Genomic DNA, 15,579 nt, shown 5'->3' with positions numbered 1-15,579 from the left:
TCAATCCTTGGTTGTAGGTCAGGAAGTGGTAGCATAAAATATTGCTTATATTTATAGCCACTATTTAACGCGGGCTACCTTAATACTAAATCTTCAACTTTTATAATGCTTAAATTAATCCATTCCAAGTTTCTGTTTTCTTCCCTTTTTTTGTTTTTACAAGCGGCTTTAATAATCCAAGCCGCCCCCAAACTGGCTTATACCGTTTCGATGGAAGAGCCGCAGACCCATTATTTCCAGGTTGAAATGACCCTGACCGATATGAAGCAACGGTACCTGGACCTGAAAATGGCTACCTGGACGCCGGGTTCGTATTTAATCCGGGAATATGCCCGCCATGTAGAAGGTTTCGAAGCCTCAGCCGGTAACCAAAATTTAAGAGCCGAAAAAATAAATAAAAATACCTGGCGGGTTTACGCGAATAATGCCAACCAGGTAAAAGTAAAATACAAGGTGTACGCCTTTGACCTTACCGTAAGAACCAACTTCCTGGACCAATCGCACGGCTACCTCAATGGGGCGGCCTTGTTTCTGTATCCCGATAAAAAACTCAATCTGGCCTCTACGGTTACCATAAAGCCTTACCACCAGTGGAAAGAAATTTCTACCGGTTTACAGTCGGTAGGAGGGAATAAATGGGTGTTACAGGCCCCAAACTTTGATGTGCTGGCCGACTCGCCGATTGAAATCGGAAACCAGGAAATATTTACGTTTGAGGCGGCCGGCGTGCCGCATAGCGTAGCCATTTACGGAAAACCGCTTTATAACCAGCAACGCCTAAAAGCGGATATGATAAAAATAGTGGAGGCGGCTACCGCTGTTACCGGCGAAAACCCGAACCGGAATTATACCTTTATTGTCCATTGCGGGCCGGGTATTGGCGGCGGGTTAGAGCATTTAAATTCTACTACGGTGCAAACCTCACTCTTTTTTGCCACCACCGAAAAAACGTATAAAGGTTTCCTGGGTTTAATTTCCCACGAATATTTTCACCTCTGGAATGTAAAACGCATTCGCCCGATTGCGTTAGGGCCGTTTGATTACGAAAACGAAAATTACAGCAACATGCTGTGGGTGTCGGAGGGGATTACCAGTTATTACGACGATTTATTCATGCGCCGCCAGGGCATTTATACACCCGAGCAGTACCTGGAAATAGCTGCCGGGAGTATTACGGGCATCGAAAATACGCCCGGTAATAAAGTACAATCGGCTACGGAAGCCAGCTTTGATGCCTGGATTAAAAATTACCGCCCCAACGAGAACTCCGCCAATGCAACCATTTCTTATTACAGCCGCGGAGCGGTTATCGGTAATCTCCTGGATTTAGAAATAATGGGCGCCACCCGCGGCCAGAAAACCCTCGATGATGTATTCCGTTATTTATGGACCGAATATTATAAAAAGCAAAAACGGGGTTACACCGACGAAGAATTTAAGCGGGCAGTGGAACGGGTAGCAGGCCATAACCTGGATGCTTTTTTTAAAGAACATGTAGCCGGAACTAAAACTTTTGATTACAATAAATATTTCGGCTATGCTGGCTTAAAACTGGTAAATCAGCAGGAAGGTAAAACTGAAGCCTTCCTGGGCGCGAACACCTCGGCTGCCACCGGCAAATTATTGGTTACCTCGGTCCGGCGCGATTCGCCGGCCTGGCAGCACGGTATTAACGTTAACGATGAAATCCTGGCTTTGAATGGTTTCAGAGTAGGTACCGACCTGAATGCCCTGGTGCAGATGTACCGGCCCAACGATAAAGTTAAAGTAACCGTAGCCCGCGCTGGCCGGCTGCTCGATTTAGAGGTAACGCTCACAAATAATCCTACAGTAAGTTATAAATTAGAAAAACTGCCCAATGCTACCCCGGAACAGGTGCTGGTGTATAATAAATGGCTCCGGATATAGTTGTTCCAAATTGAGGTTGCTGGTATAAGAAGGCTGCCATTTGGTAACAGTTTAATTTAATAAGATGAAAGCGCCTGCAAATTCTCAGGAGCTTTTTTCTTTTATATGGCTATTACCCCCATTTCTTCAGTTCTATGATGGAGGTGATGAAGTACGGGGAGGTATATGGCGCGGGCGTCCTCGCTCTTGTTTTCTTTTTGCGTCCGCTGGCCACTCATTAGCCAAGTAATGCGGCCAGAGGATTAACATATGTCATATATTATTATATATCAATTGATTAACATGTATTTCAATTCTTAGGGGACGGGATAGGGGACCATTTATAAAGATGTTTAGCCTATCTGATTTCTATGGGCTAACTTCAGTTCTAGGTACAATTAAATACTATATAGCATTGCAGTCTACATTCTTATAAAACCTTATATTTTCTAGGAAAGCATTCAATAAATTTTATAATCCCTCTTTGAAATCTTCATTGTAAGAATATTTTACTCTAGCTCTTTTACTTTTAAACTTAAGTTTCTGTTCTGCACCCTTAAGAACAGAATCAAGGTTCAATATTTTAGGCTTTAAGTATTCAACTCTTTTGAAACCTAAATTGATTTTCTGCCCATGTATTTCAAGTACTTCTTCTTGGAATAAGGCCACAAAGGGAACACCATCTTTATTAACTTTTTTCAACTGAGATATTATTCGGTCAGATACATCATTTAATTCTACTTGAAATTCCTTATTAAAATTAACAATTAAAGTTTCTCCCTTAGTTACTGCAACAGCTAGCATTACAAACTCGTATGCTTCCTTGTTTATAGATTTTATATTTATATTGGAAAACCGAACATCATAATGTTGTTCTAATATTTTTAGGTTGCTGAAGTATGCTAGATAATATTGTGTTACTTTTAGTAAAGGCGGTAATTTTTTTAAAGTTGTTGGGGTATAAGGTATTCCAGTTTGAGTATAAATTTTGAATTGCTTTCCTGAAGCAAAATTATTCAAAAGCAAAAACAGTTCAATTTCATCTTTAACTCTTAAACAATTTTCCTCATGTTCATAATGGAAATTCGTTTTATTCCTTCCTTGGGCGACAGGTTCAAAATTAATTTTTAAAAACGCACTTTTTAATTGTACATGAATTTCAATTAAGAATGGTGAACGATAAATTTTTACTGGAATTTCGTTAAATTCAGAACCGTCATCAAAGCGAATATCTATAATTGAAGTTATTGATGGAACACTTTGGAACTTTAACCAAGCAACTTCATCTGAGCCTGGAAGTTTAATGCCATTTACAGTAAAGTCAGATTTTAAAAGTCTTCCCTCTGGAATTTCAAAATCTCCAAATTTGTAACCTTTAATAAAGTCATTCAATTTAGCATTAAATTCTTCATCATTTTTCAAACTAAAATTTAATTTACCTTCTATCTTACCATCAATACCATTTAAAGAAACTAGTTTAAATGAGTCTTTATTACTTTTTACTTCTGCTATTAGTTTATTATTATAAAGAAAATCTCTAAAAGTATTTGCTGATGTCATTCCTTTTTCTAAGTCTTTAGTTATGTTTTGTTTAATATCTAAATCTAGCTCATCTATAAAAGCTTCACCAGTTGAATCAATGTAATGAATACCTTTCCTATCTAATTCTAATATTTTATTAAAAGTTAGATTAGGAGAAATAAAGAAACATTCTCTTCGATGAGTACCTAAAACTTCTGAAATTCTGTCAAATATAACTGACACATTTGGGTCTTCAAGATTATAACCTATAAACAAAACATTCTTTGTTGCTAGTTTCTCCTTGATTACAGTCCAATAAACTTCTGATTCACTAGAATTCTTAAAGAAGTTGTTAAAGTCTGTTTTGGTTAATATTATGCTATCTGGTTCAGATAAGTCACCATGAACTTTGAAAATACTTACTTTTTCCTTCTCAATATAGGGAATATGTCTAGAGGCTAAGAGTAATTGGCCTCTTTGACCATATGCATTTTCAATTAATTTATCGTAGTTTGTAGTAATAATTGTTTTAAAATGCGGAATTGAAGCTAATTTATCATGGTAAAGTGTAGATTCTGGAATGAAATCAACAAACTGTTTGCTTAATATTCTAATTATAGAGTTCTTATTATTCCCTTTTATTCTATAAATAGCTTCAGCTAAATCTGGTAATAATAAATCAGGTCTAATTTCCTTCTTTTCACTATCAGATAAGCTGTTGTACAAAATTGTTCCCAATTTTTCTCCTGATGGGAAACCAGCATATAATGATAGCCCAGCACCTGCCCATAATACTACTTCCTCACTTCTTATTAGTTTGAATAAATTTTCTTTATGCATTTTTTTATTTTGTGAAGTACACCTAAATCTTTTTTAGAATGGCAATATAAAATAATATACTATTTAAGGTTAATCATATATAGAACCTACAACTTGAAAGTCTTTTGAATTAAAAGTGGATTTAGGCAATATATTTTCTTTTCCATCTATCCACGGCCAAATTGGATTCGTTGTAAAATCTTTCTCACAATTCTCATAAAAAAATGAAATTAGCTCGTTTGATACATTACATATTTTAAATATAGATTCTCTGAAATATTCTTTATATAAGTCAGTGTGCTCAATTGATTTCTGGTGAATAATCTTGTTTCTTAACTCTTCCAAAAGCGCAAAGTTTGTGAAAAACTTTTCATTTTCTATTGCACTTGTATCGTAAATATCAGGAAGAATTTCTTTGATTTTTGTTTTGAGAGGAATGAGCCTCTCTATGGCATCTCGAGTATACTTCCTCTCATAATAAACTCCTGATTCTTTTTTAATTTCGAAACACTCGTAATAATCTGGAATACTTAAATTTACGAAAGCTTCAATAGTAGTGTAAGTAAAAACAATGGATGTTTGAATTTGCTCTATATAATTACAGATATCTTCAGAACTTTCTTTAATATTATCTAAGGGATTAGCTAAATTCTGCCTTCGTTTAATTTTATGAAGGAGGTTTCTCGCCTCCAATTGCGATTTGGTAGCAATTGACAAAAGTATCCCGATATTATTGGGGCTAAAATATTCAATCTTCTTTTGGCCGATTTTTAATTCATCTCCTTCTTGGAATAACCCTTCGCCAGTTCCATCTCGCTCAATAAAGTGAATAGGCCTTTTCAGGCGTTTATTAAAAACGTTAAATCCTTCTGTGGAAACAGCAATACAAAGTAATTTTTTACCACTTTTTTTATCGGCTTTACTTAATTGTATTTCAGGTTTTTTTTTATTTAACTTTATTGTTCCTAATAAATTTCTAAATAGGTTGGCATTAGGCTTTATAACATCTTTTATAAATTGATGGAAAATAAGATTGTACAGGTGTACTGGAAGCTTTTCTCCTTTTAAAACACTTTTTATATCAAGTATTTTAATAGAATTGTCAACAAACCCTAGATAAACTACTCCTGCAAATACCTCTTTTTCAGATTTTGGTTTAGTGTTCTTGTAATATGGAGAAATAAAGGAAACAAGTTCGTCTTCATTTATTTTGTTGTCTTTCGCATACTCTTTTTTAAGAGACTTCTGAACCTTCCAACCCTCAGCTTTTAAGGTCTCCATTTGCTTAAGAATAGAACGTATTTCCTGTTCATTGTTAATTTCTAATGTAAGTTCTCTATAATGCCTCATACAAATTTCATAATGGTTAGCCAATTAATTACCGTGAAACAAAATACTTTGCTTTTTACAATATATTAAACTTACTATAGGTAAGCAATTGAAAAACAAAAAAACCGGTATTACCCGGTTCTTCTGTTTTAATATCCTACTTACTTTAAAAGAGCGTTGTATTCTTTGCTTTCTGGGCAGTAAAGGAAGTAATCTATTCTTTCTAATATATTGCTATCTATTAAAGGCTTTTTCTCTATTTCTGGCAATTGTTCGAAGGAAAGCTCTTTTCTTGGCCCGTCACAGTTCCGGCATTCATTCGGAGTAATCAAAGAAAAAATCATTTTCTTTCTTAGGTTAAGCTGTTTATATAAGTTGTTGTTATTCTTTGGCTTATTTTTATTTCTTTTTATTCTTCTAGCGATTGACATATTAATTTTGATTTAAAGATTTTAAGGTTTGTTTATTTTTTACTTCTAAGCGGTCATAGAACCGCATGGTGGTTTTATCCAAAGGAATCAGGTGCAGCGTACAGTATTCCAAAGGAATTTCTTTTATCTCACTCCCTTTCAGCCGTTGCAGCTCTTCCAGAAACTCATAGCCCGTATAGAAGTAGAGGCCGGCAGAAATTATCACCAGCGGGACGCTGGCGATAGCCTTAAATAGACATACCAATAATTTTATTATAGTAGGAGATTACCTGATGGGAAATGAATTTTCAGGTCCAGTTTAATATATTGATTTTTCGAACCCAAACTGCTGATAAATCACGTAAACTGTACATAAAACAAAACAGTATAACCAGATAATGATGGAAGACAACAAAGAGCAGCAAAATTCATCTCCTGCTTCGGGAAATGAGGAGAATAATAGCACTGAAAAGAATAAATTGCGGGGTGCTGCCAGCAAAGCCGGTATCAGCGGCCAATCCATGATTGAAGAAAACAGCGCCGAAAATACGCAAGGCATTGGCATTACAGGTGGCAACGTAATAGGTGGTATTAACCCCGAGACAGAGAATAAGGCCGGTGATAATAGCAGCACCTAATATATAAATAAGCCAGACCTGGGCCAAATTAACGCCATAAACGGCTGCAGCAAGCCGGCGATTTAAACCGGCTTGAAAAGCGTTTGCGAAAGTTGCTGCACGCCGTCAGCATAAGTAGTGGGTTTTAGGCCAAAAGCTTTCTCGAACTTACTGGAGGTGAAATTATAATCGTACTGGTATTGGTAATATAGTTCGGCCGTTTCACCAATGCTTTTGTTAAATAAACCCAGCGCTTGCAGCATCAGTTTATTAACCTTGGTAAATTTAGGCGGGACATTAAAGGCCTTGGCGGCCAATTGTATAAACTGGTGGCCGGTAAGGGCCGGGGCGGTAGGTACATGCCAAATTTGGTTACCGCTTTCGGAGTGTTGGCCGAGGCAATACAGGGCTTTGCCGGCATCGGGCACGTAGGTAAAACTATGCAGGCTCCCGGGGTTGCCCAGCCACATGGCTTTTTGTTTTTTTGCATATTTTGCCAATACCATCGCGTCGTAGAAACTATTCAGGCTTTCAGCTCCGTAAAAATCGGCAGCCCGCGCAATGGAAGCGTTAATATTTCCTGCTTTGGCTTCTCCCATCAGGTTCTCGGCAATCCGGGCCCTTACTTCTCCTTTTTTGCTGCTGGGGTTGTAAGGCGTTTCTTCCGTCATAGGGCCTGGCACGTGGCCGTACATATACACGTTATCAAAAAAGATCAGCCGGGCACCCGTAGTTTTAGCCGCATTAATCAGGTTTTGCATAATCATCGGCCATTCGGTTGCCCACACTTTTTTATCGTAGCGCAGCCCGGCACACATATAAATTATTTTGGCGCCCTGCACGGCTGCTACTACCTGCTGATAATTTTTCAGATCGGCATTTACCCAGGTGGTATTGCCGGTAGTTTGGATGGGGCGACGACTCACCAATCGCACGTTTTCGCCGTTTTCTAAAAGTTCTTTGGTTAAGGCATTGCCGACTGGTCCGCCGGCTCCTAATATGGTATGTATCATCTCTGGGTAGCTTTATTTTTTACAAAGTTAAACCATGCAACTACCTTAAAGCGTTAACAAAAGATAAGAAATGGCGCACTTATCAGGCTACTAAAGTCAGGTGCTTGGGAGCGGCGGCAGCGGCCAGGCGTTTGCGAATGCGCGACAGCGAAACCGGGGTGATGCCCAGGTAATTGGCTACGTAATGCTGCGGGACGCGCTGCAACAAATCGGGCTGTTTTTGCAGTAAATCCAGGTAGCGTTCTTCGGGCGTTTGGGTTACAAAAGAGACCACTCTTTCTTCGTAGCAGCAAATCAGGTACTCCGCCACCAATCGCCCGAAACGCTCCATTTTAAGTGCCACGGTTGGGTTTTGCAGCAGGGCTTGCAGCGATTGGTACGTAAAGCAAATAAGCGAAGCATCTTCCATGGCCTGGATGGTAGGAAAACTCGGCGCTTGTTTCAGAAAGCTTTGGTAGGCACTGATGAGTTCGCCGGAGAAGCAAAAATAATTGCTAATCTCCACCCCATCTTTAATAAAGAAAAACCGAAAGGACCCCGACAGAATAAAACAAACTTCGTGGCAAACTTTACCGTGTTCTACCAGTACTTCCCGTTTCCGGATATCACGGCGGTAAAGTTGGGCGGAAAAGAGCGCCCATTCCGGGTCGGTAAACGATACAAATGCTTCCAGGTGCTGCCGGTAAAGCTTTAATGCTTCGGGGGTTAAAGTGCTCATACCGCAAAAAGGGGTTTGTGAACCCTAATTTAAGTTTTTTAGATTTCTGAGAAAGCAAAAGTTTTGGTTTTATTAGGAAGATATTTAAACCAATCGCCTTACGTTAATCCTAACTTTTGAGCAGACCTGCTTTGCAATAATATTTCCAAAAGATTAGATTCCAGAATAGAATATTCCGGCGTAACAAAAAAGAGCGTTAATACTTTTCTGAAATATTACTGCCAACAAACCCTAGTGCTAATAAAGTTAATGCGCGCAAACAAAATAAAAAGCTTTGGGTTGTAAATCTGAAAACGAACCTTTTAACCGTTAATTTAAACTATGAAATTTATTCAAAAACGAGATGCGGGCACCGGCGAGGACATTCAACTGGCTTATGCTGATTATGGGAAAGGTCGCCCGGTTATATTGATCCACGGCTGGCCCCTTAGTAAAGAAATGTGGGAATACCAGGTAGATGATTTGGTAAACGCCGGTTTACGGGTAATTAAATACGACCGGCGGGGCTTTGGCCATTCGGCTAAGCCTTGGGATAATTACGACTATGATTCATTGACCGATGATTTACACGCCATAATAGAACAATTGGATTTACGGGATGCAGTTTTGGTTGGCTTTTCGATGGGTGGCGGCGAAGCGGTCCGGTACCTGAGCCGGTATGGCAATGACCGGGTTTCGAAGCTGGTTTTAATCAGTGCGGTAACGCCTTTCTTAGGTAAAACTGCCGATAACCCCGATGGTGTAGACCAAAGCGTATTCGAAGAAATATTAGCCAATATCAAAAAAGACCGGATTGGTTTTCTGGATGATTTTGGCAAAAAGTTCTTTGGCGTAAACTTAATCAGCCATCCGGTAAGTACGCCTTTACTCGAATATTACCGCATGCTGGCCTCGGTGGCTTCGTCGCGGGCTACCGAACAGTGCGCCATTGCCTTTGCCCAAACCGACTTCCGGAAAGATGTGCAACAGATAAACGTACCGACCCTGATTATTCACGGCGATGCCGACCAAACGGTACCCATTAAGGCCAGCGGCGACCGGACAGCCAAAATGATTCCGGGTAACCAATATTTGGTGTATGAGGGTGCCCCACATGGCTTATTTTATACCCACAAAGAAAAACTGAACCAGGATTTAATTCAGTTTATCTCCGCCGCATAATGGCCTAGTAACTGGTTAAAGCGTACAAATAAAAATTAAATACTTTAAACCTAATCGGGTTTGACCCGTATAAGAGATTGTAAGCTGACACGAAAGTGATAGCAAATAAAGGGAGGTTAGACTTAAAAAGTTTAGCCTCTTTTTTTGTGCTGTTAAATATTGATTAGGAGAATGCAGTAAATGATGAAAAGCTTATTGCGCCTATAAAGCTTTCTGAAATAGGTAAAATTAATTAAAAAGGTAATTTAAACTTAGCTGCAGATTATTTGCTTTTACCGAACTACCCTTCGCAGATGTATAGTTGGTTATTTCGGTAGGATTAAAGTACACTATTCCTAAGTCAATTTTCTTCTTCAAAACAATACCTGAACGTAAGACTACATTTAAGCCTCTTTTTTTAATAATAACATAATCTTCTATGATAGCATCCGGGTTATCAGGGTCGTCGGTGGGTATTCTGTTTAAAATATTCTGGTTTGTACGGTAGTAGGAGTAGGCTGCCCCGGTTCCTAAGTAAAACTGAAAGTTTTCCTTATTGTATAGGTTATAAATAACCTGCGGCATGGCAGAAACAATAACCATCGATAAATTATAAGTATTTCGCTGCTCTCTATCCGAAACACTATTGTACTGAAGATAAGATACAACCTCAGATTGTAACGGGGTTACCAATATTTCACCTCTTAAGATTGTTCGTTTAACCTCCGGATTTATAAAAATATCGATTCCGCCGGCAAATCTTGGCTGATAAGATTGGCTGATAACTTTATCTTTATATTTATCAAAGCCATTGGCATTCTTACGGTCGATGGTGAACAGGTTTTCTCCCGAGTAGGTAATGGTATTATAAGCTAGTCCGGTACCCAGGAAAAACCTGGCTTTGGGTTTCTTTTCACGGTTATAAGCTACAACGGCGGCATTAACGGTATTAAGCTGCTTAAGGGTATTTAACAAATCGGTTTTATTATATGCAAGGGAAGCAATTTGCTGACTGAGGGGAAAGTTTTTATATTTAATAGCCAAGGCCGAAAGCTGCTGTTTAAAAACAGGTGTAACCACATTGCTGGTTGTTAAAAAAACTTGATTTCTTAATTCAACCGGATTGGTATTGTCATTTTCTAAGAAGTAGTACCGCTCTTTTATTTTATCCTTATAGCTATAAACATGTACTTTATCCCCTTTTAATAATGCTTTTAGAAAAAAGCTATTGGTAACATTTAATGTGTCTTCTATTTCCCTGATGCCATTAGCATTTAAATTATCCATACTAACCGACACTTCAAAAGCTTCATAAGATTCTAAGCCTGCTATTGCAAAAGATTTAATATTTTTTGGAGTAAAGGTTTGAGCGCTTTCGGTTAAAGAAGGCTTATAATCTACCTCTTTTGGGTTATTTATCCATTCTTTATAATTTATATAACCCTTCAGGGTATCACCTTGAAGCGTAATTACAATTCCGCTCTTATAATTAGCCTGAGCAAAACTCACTACAGGAATAACAATAATTAACAACAGGAGTAGACATTTTTGCATAAAGTAACTGCGGAATAGCCGGTATTAAGAGTTAATGGAACAATACATAACGAATCGGGCTAATATAAAAGGTACGGTATAATATTATATATAAATATTAATAATATTTTTTACTCCTGATATATCTCAGATATATAGGGATAAGTAGTGCAATTGTTAGCCTATGATATTACCTGATATAATTTCTTTTGCTGAAAGTATACTGGATGCCGGTAACCAGGGAGTTCCCAGCCAAGGAAGTAAGCTGAATTTTAGGGTTCAGTATTTGCGTAATATTATGCAGATTAAATAAAGAATTGTTTGGTATTATAGTTTCGAACATAGAATGTTGGTATTAGTGGTATTGTTACTGCCAAGCCAAATGCTTCTGCCTGACCACTGGTATCACCACAGCGATAGCGGTATCAAACAATTTATAAAATGCTAATAAGCTTCATTCCTATTTCTAGCTCCTTACTCTCACCCTCTCAAAAACGGATATTTTTGAGTAGATACCTTTTATCCAGTAATGCCATTATTCTGTCTTCTACCGAAATTTAGTACTTATACACCTTGTGAAGATTCTGTTATTAGAAATTAAATTCTCACCCTAACGTATTTTTCAATATTTACCCTATTTACGCCGGCGCTTTCCACTTTTTCTATACCGCGCTGAATAAGGGTATCGCTCTTGATTGTAATGGAAAACGTAAAATCATTATTCTCCCACTCCCGGGCGCTGCAATACGTCAAACGTTCCGTGTACAAACTATCGGTAAGCGAATAAGTGCCACCCCCTGCTACAAAGACAGCTGCGGAATCCTGGCCTTTCTTTAAATCGTGTTGTAAAAAGGCAAAATGAGTATCATTAATGATTTTGATAAAAGATACATTTTTGGTGTAATCCGTAACTGTGGTATCGCCCTGTTCTATAAGGGTTCCGCTAAGGAGTTGCCAGGTTCCTACTACGGGCTTGGAGACTGCCGCTGTTTTGGTGTTTCTATTTTCTGCCTCACAGGAAAAAAAGACAGCGTTAATTAGGGCAAAAGCAACCCTAACTTTCTGGGGTGTGGTTTTAAATTTCATAAGGCGTTGAAGTGTTTGCGATAGAGTGGCGGTAGAAAGCGTGCTCTCCGGTTAAAGATATAAGTTTTTTCTACAGCGCTACATAACAATTTTACAGTATTCGCCCATGGTAAGCAAAAACCATTGTACAGTCTGGTTGCATGATTTAAGTTAATCTGCTTGTAAAGGAATCCCCACCACTTTCATGTCGCAGGCTTCAAAAACATTGGCTATCTCTTCTTTGGTTGGCGGTGAAGTCCAGGCATTGGTTCTCCTGAAAAAATCTTCCATTTTGCCGGACGGCTGATAGGTTACAATTAATTTCCCTTTTTCGGTTAACTGAACAAAAGCATGCTGAACTTTTCTGGGTAAAAAAATAGTATCGCCTGCTTGCAATCTAAATCTCTCTTCCCCCACCTGAAAAAGGTATTCCCCATCGATAACATAAAACGTTTGGTCTTGAAAAGGATGTATATGCAAAGGTGGGCCACCTTTAGGCGTAAAGCCAGTTTATTCAAAAATGGCTAAAGCCCCATTTGTATCTTTGGCCGAGACTTTCAGATCCAGCACATTCAGGGTCACGCCCTTCATCCTAAATTGTTCACCAAACCTGCTTTCACCTGCGGCTACTTTAAAACCTTTTTCTGTTCGCTTACCGAAAGCTTTGAGGCTGGTTATGATACCCAGCGGAAAAAGAGCGAGCACAGTCGAAATAAACTTTGCGCGTTTCATGGTTGTTGTTTAAGGTGAAAGTTTATTAATCTTTTGGTATTTTAGGAATATAATTTTGCTGGTAAAATGGCTAGTGGTCTCGGGAATGCGAAGCTCCTGACGCCTTAAGGTTAAGCATGCTATTGGTTAAGCCGGATTTTACTTTTTAAACTTACCTGCCCGGATTTATTCCCAAAAAGCTTAATGCGCCGCCGCCACTTCAGCCGAACTTTTTAATTCCGTTCTATAAACCATATATCCTTTTACATTACTGCCGTCTAACATTTTACGCGTAAAAGTATCCGGGTAGCCATCCCGGTTGTAAGTGTAGGTGCAGGTATAAGGCAAATTGAGGCATATTGCCTACCCCATCTAATTGCGCAATTAAATCTAGTGTGCTTTGTCTTTTACGTAAGCCCCTAATTAAGCGCGTTTCTTTCAACTGCTGGTTTTCTAAGTTACCGAATAGAGGGCAGATGGGAAAGATTCTTTGGGCCGATTTTGGGACCATCTCAATGGTAACCGGGTATTTTACTATCAGTTAGCAAAATGTTCTTACACTGCTTTATTCAAATCTCTTGTAAAATTTATTACGCTTAAAATAAGCAGCAGGAGAGGACCTGGAATTTCTTTTAACTTATAGTATAAGCAAAAAGTAAGTTTGTCCATAGTATCATTAATAATCGAGCTATGAATTTTTAATTAATAAATTTTTGTCCTTATTTATACGCCCTTTACTTAGATGGGGATTGCATGCAGCCTGACGAACCAGTTGATGAAAGAATTACTTGGCTTAATTTCCAGGCAGGCGATGAGAAGGCGTATGCGTACCTGTTCCAGGCTTATTTTAATAAATTATACCAGCATGGCCTCAGTATTCACCCAGATCCGAGTCTGGTTAAAGATTGCATCCAGGAATTATTTATAAAAATTTGGCGCACCAAAGAAAATTTAAGTCAACCTGTTTCTGTCCGCAATTATTTATACGAATCTTTAAAAAGAACAATCCTGAAAGAATTAGCCAAGAAAAAGTATAAACTTACCGCCGACCTTTCCGACGACTATTATTTTGAAGTTGTCCTTTCGCACGAACTACAGTTAATTGATATTCAAATTTCGGAGGAAAGGTTGAAACAATTAGAAAAGGCCTTACAAAAATTAACGAAGCGCCAGCGGGATGCCATACACCTAAAGTTTTACGGTAAATTGAGCTACGAAGAAATAGCCGAAATAATGGATTTAAATGTACGCTCGGTATATAATTTAATTTCGAAATCATTAGAAGCTCTTTACCAGGAGCTAAACGGTTCAGAAACTTTACAAACAATTACTTTATTGGTTGCATTGTCCACCATTCATAATTTCTCCATTTCCTAATACCGCTCATATTACCTTCGATAAATTTGCAATCGAACAAATAGGCTTACTAGTACAGCTAAAACTGCTGTGGTTTTATTCCGCTGAAATAATATGGGTTATATTATTGTGAATATTGCTATAGTTTGGCAAAAAAGATATATATAATGCAAAGTAATATTTAGGTAATTGATGAATTTTAAATATTTGAATAATATTCACAAATATTGGTGAAGTTTCAAAAGTAGGGGAGTCATATAGGTAAGACAGGAATATTTTGGAGTCTGCTTATATGAATACCCTAGATGAACTATCAGAACTATCGTTTTAAAGACTTTATGCTGGATGAGGAATTCCAGCAATGGGTGTTAAATCCGGATTCAGATGCTAATTTATTCTGGATAAATTATTTACAGAACCATCCGGATAAACAATTAGAAATAGCCAAAGCCAAAGCCGCTATTCAGGAATTATACTTTGCCGGCCTCCGGAAAGAGCAGGCATTTACCAAACTGAAATCAGTTTTGGCGGTACCAGCTACTCCCGCCGAAATGAATATTGCCTGGCAAAACATTACGGAGGCGATAAAAGCACCACCTGCCGAACAAACCACCGACCGAACTAAAGTAACTACCAAAGTTATCCCGCTTTTCGCTTTTAATAAGTGGACGAAAATTGCCGCATCTATTTTATTAATATGTGCCGTGGGTGCCATCTTCTGGCTAAAAGAAACACGCACGCCAGTTGCAGAAGAAATTACTTACCGTACAACTTTCGGGGAAACCAAAAAGATTACCTTACCCGATAACTCAAAAATATTCCTGAACGCCAACTCGCAGTTAACCACTGCCAAATATTGGCCTTCTGATAAAGATCGGGAAGTTAAATTAGCTGGTGAAGCCTTTTTCTCGGTGGTGCACACCCAAAACGACCAGAAGTTTAAAGTTAACCTCCAAAAAGGCGCCCAGGTAGAAGTGCTGGGAACCGAATTTACCGTCACCAACCGGCCAACTTTGTCGCGGGTGGTGCTAAGCCAGGGCAAGGTAAAAGTGAAAGTAGGTAGTAAGCCTAACTTACCATCAGCCGGTAACCAGCTCCGCGCAACCATAATGGCCCCCGGCGATTTAGTTCAGATAGACTATTTGCAGGGAACGCTCTCTAAAAATAAAGTTCAAAATCCGGAACAATATGCGGCCTTTATTCAAAATAAAATAGAATTTAATAATTCGCCGCTGTCGGAAGTGGCCAGGGTGCTGCAGGATAATTATGGCTATAAAGTAACTTTTTTACCGGCCTCGCTGGCTAATAAATGGTTTACCAGTTCCAACCCAAGCAACCGCTTAGATTTACTGTTTTTTGCGCTGGAAAAATCTTTTAACCTGCAGGTAATTCAAAAAGGAAAGCACCTGACTATTCAAACCAAATAAACAAAGCCCGGTTACCAGCCGCTGGTTCAGTTT

At 38.6% G+C, this 15,579-nt stretch carries 14 protein-coding genes and 1 pseudogene; 5 read left to right on the top strand and 10 right to left on the bottom strand.

What is annotated here, in order from left to right; all coding sequences use genetic code 11:
- The first annotated feature begins 105 nt into the window (after nt 1–105).
- The gene (locus tag AAE02nite_RS19150; RefSeq protein WP_246151160.1) at nt 106–1,908 is read left to right on the top strand and encodes a M61 family metallopeptidase; all 1,803 of its coding nucleotides are present in this window, start codon (nt 106–108) and stop codon (nt 1,906–1,908) included.
- A gap of 450 nt (nt 1,909–2,358) precedes the next feature.
- Here the strand turns inward: AAE02nite_RS19150 and AAE02nite_RS19145 are convergent, their stop codons facing one another.
- From AAE02nite_RS19145 to AAE02nite_RS19130, 4 genes are all read right to left on the bottom strand, one after another.
- Nucleotides 2,359–4,248 carry an SIR2 family NAD-dependent protein deacylase gene (locus AAE02nite_RS19145; protein ID WP_146901558.1) on the bottom strand — a complete coding sequence of 630 codons (1,890 nt, stop codon included), beginning with the start codon at nt 4,246–4,248 and terminating at the stop codon, nt 2,359–2,361.
- Between the two features lie 69 nt (nt 4,249–4,317).
- Nucleotides 4,318–5,577, bottom strand: a complete 1,260-nt coding sequence (locus AAE02nite_RS19140) for a hypothetical protein (protein WP_146901555.1) — start codon at nt 5,575–5,577, stop codon at nt 4,318–4,320.
- Between the two features lie 140 nt (nt 5,578–5,717).
- Nucleotides 5,718–5,987 carry a hypothetical protein gene (locus AAE02nite_RS19135; protein WP_146901552.1) on the bottom strand — a complete coding sequence of 90 codons (270 nt, stop codon included), beginning with the start codon at nt 5,985–5,987 and terminating at the stop codon, nt 5,718–5,720.
- A gap of 1 nt (nt 5,988) precedes the next feature.
- Nucleotides 5,989–6,192 (bottom strand): hypothetical protein, encoded by a 204-nt coding sequence (locus tag AAE02nite_RS19130; protein WP_146901549.1) that lies wholly within the window; start codon nt 6,190–6,192, stop codon nt 5,989–5,991.
- Nucleotides 6,193–6,364: 172 nt separating this feature from the next.
- Between AAE02nite_RS19130 and AAE02nite_RS19125 the strand changes: the two genes are divergently transcribed.
- Nucleotides 6,365–6,604: a hypothetical protein gene (locus AAE02nite_RS19125; RefSeq protein ID WP_146901546.1), complete on the top strand. Its 240-nt coding sequence runs from the start codon at nt 6,365–6,367 to the stop codon at nt 6,602–6,604.
- 62 nt (nt 6,605–6,666) lie between these two features.
- On the opposite strand, the gene AAE02nite_RS19120 is transcribed toward AAE02nite_RS19125, so the two are convergent.
- The gene (locus AAE02nite_RS19120; RefSeq protein ID WP_146901543.1) at nt 6,667–7,596 is read right to left on the bottom strand and encodes an NAD-dependent epimerase/dehydratase family protein; all 930 of its coding nucleotides are present in this window, start codon (nt 7,594–7,596) and stop codon (nt 6,667–6,669) included.
- An 82-nt stretch (nt 7,597–7,678) separates the two neighbouring features.
- On the bottom strand, nt 7,679–8,314 hold the full coding sequence (locus AAE02nite_RS19115) for a Crp/Fnr family transcriptional regulator (RefSeq protein ID WP_146901540.1): 636 nt from the start codon (nt 8,312–8,314) through the stop codon (nt 7,679–7,681).
- 321 nt (nt 8,315–8,635) lie between these two features.
- On the opposite strand from AAE02nite_RS19115, the gene AAE02nite_RS19110 reads away from it, so the two are divergent.
- Nucleotides 8,636–9,475: an alpha/beta fold hydrolase gene (locus AAE02nite_RS19110; protein WP_146901537.1), complete on the top strand. Its 840-nt coding sequence runs from the start codon at nt 8,636–8,638 to the stop codon at nt 9,473–9,475.
- A 228-nt stretch (nt 9,476–9,703) separates the two neighbouring features.
- On the opposite strand, the gene AAE02nite_RS19105 is transcribed toward AAE02nite_RS19110, so the two are convergent.
- From AAE02nite_RS19105 to AAE02nite_RS26745, 4 genes and pseudogenes are all read right to left on the bottom strand, one after another.
- Nucleotides 9,704–11,008 carry a hypothetical protein gene (locus tag AAE02nite_RS19105; RefSeq protein ID WP_146901534.1) on the bottom strand — a complete coding sequence of 435 codons (1,305 nt, stop codon included), beginning with the start codon at nt 11,006–11,008 and terminating at the stop codon, nt 9,704–9,706.
- A 576-nt stretch (nt 11,009–11,584) separates the two neighbouring features.
- Complete coding sequence (locus AAE02nite_RS19100; protein ID WP_146901531.1) at nt 11,585–12,073, bottom strand: hypothetical protein; 489 nt, start codon at nt 12,071–12,073, stop codon at nt 11,585–11,587.
- A 150-nt stretch (nt 12,074–12,223) separates the two neighbouring features.
- Nucleotides 12,224–12,541 (bottom strand): annotated as a pseudogene (locus AAE02nite_RS26750) (cupin domain-containing protein); the annotation flags it as partial.
- Between the two features lie 21 nt (nt 12,542–12,562).
- Entirely contained in the window at nt 12,563–12,784 is a 222-nt protein-coding gene (locus AAE02nite_RS26745; protein WP_246151158.1) for a hypothetical protein, read from the bottom strand.
- A 732-nt stretch (nt 12,785–13,516) separates the two neighbouring features.
- On the opposite strand from AAE02nite_RS26745, the gene AAE02nite_RS19090 reads away from it, so the two are divergent.
- The gene (locus AAE02nite_RS19090; protein WP_146901528.1) at nt 13,517–14,140 is read left to right on the top strand and encodes an RNA polymerase sigma factor; all 624 of its coding nucleotides are present in this window, start codon (nt 13,517–13,519) and stop codon (nt 14,138–14,140) included.
- A gap of 284 nt (nt 14,141–14,424) precedes the next feature.
- Entirely contained in the window at nt 14,425–15,546 is a 1,122-nt protein-coding gene (locus AAE02nite_RS19085) for a FecR family protein (RefSeq protein ID WP_146901525.1), read from the top strand.
- Nucleotides 15,547–15,579 lie beyond the last annotated feature (33 nt).

Origin of the sequence: Adhaeribacter aerolatus, from assembly GCF_007991635.1 — a bacterium.
Classification (GTDB): Bacteria; Bacteroidota; Bacteroidia; order Cytophagales; family Hymenobacteraceae; genus Adhaeribacter; species Adhaeribacter aerolatus.
The sequence above is the reverse complement of the archived record's forward strand: the minus strand, read 5'-3'. Positions and strand labels throughout refer to the sequence as shown.

Excerpts from the sequence above, each read along its gene's own strand:
- AAE02nite_RS19120 (WP_146901543.1), bottom strand. The coding sequence starts at position 7,596 with ATGATACATACCATATTAGGAGCCGGCGGACCAGTCGGCAATGCCTTA.
- AAE02nite_RS19115 (WP_146901540.1), bottom strand. The coding sequence starts at position 8,314 with ATGAGCACTTTAACCCCCGAAGCATTAAAGCTTTACCGGCAGCACCTG.
- AAE02nite_RS26745 (WP_246151158.1), bottom strand. The coding sequence starts at position 12,784 with ATGAAACGCGCAAAGTTTATTTCGACTGTGCTCGCTCTTTTTCCGCTG.
- AAE02nite_RS19105 (WP_146901534.1), bottom strand. The coding sequence starts at position 11,008 with ATGCAAAAATGTCTACTCCTGTTGTTAATTATTGTTATTCCTGTAGTG.
- AAE02nite_RS19110 (WP_146901537.1), top strand. The coding sequence starts at position 8,636 with ATGAAATTTATTCAAAAACGAGATGCGGGCACCGGCGAGGACATTCAA.
- AAE02nite_RS19135 (WP_146901552.1), bottom strand. The coding sequence starts at position 5,987 with ATGTCAATCGCTAGAAGAATAAAAAGAAATAAAAATAAGCCAAAGAAT.
- AAE02nite_RS19150 (WP_246151160.1), top strand. The coding sequence starts at position 106 with ATGCTTAAATTAATCCATTCCAAGTTTCTGTTTTCTTCCCTTTTTTTG.
- AAE02nite_RS19125 (WP_146901546.1), top strand. The coding sequence starts at position 6,365 with ATGATGGAAGACAACAAAGAGCAGCAAAATTCATCTCCTGCTTCGGGA.
- AAE02nite_RS19090 (WP_146901528.1), top strand. The coding sequence starts at position 13,517 with ATGCAGCCTGACGAACCAGTTGATGAAAGAATTACTTGGCTTAATTTC.
- AAE02nite_RS19145 (WP_146901558.1), bottom strand. The coding sequence starts at position 4,248 with ATGCATAAAGAAAATTTATTCAAACTAATAAGAAGTGAGGAAGTAGTA.
- AAE02nite_RS19140 (WP_146901555.1), bottom strand. The coding sequence starts at position 5,577 with ATGAGGCATTATAGAGAACTTACATTAGAAATTAACAATGAACAGGAA.
- AAE02nite_RS19085 (WP_146901525.1), top strand. The coding sequence starts at position 14,425 with ATGAACTATCAGAACTATCGTTTTAAAGACTTTATGCTGGATGAGGAA.
- AAE02nite_RS19100 (WP_146901531.1), bottom strand. The coding sequence starts at position 12,073 with ATGAAATTTAAAACCACACCCCAGAAAGTTAGGGTTGCTTTTGCCCTA.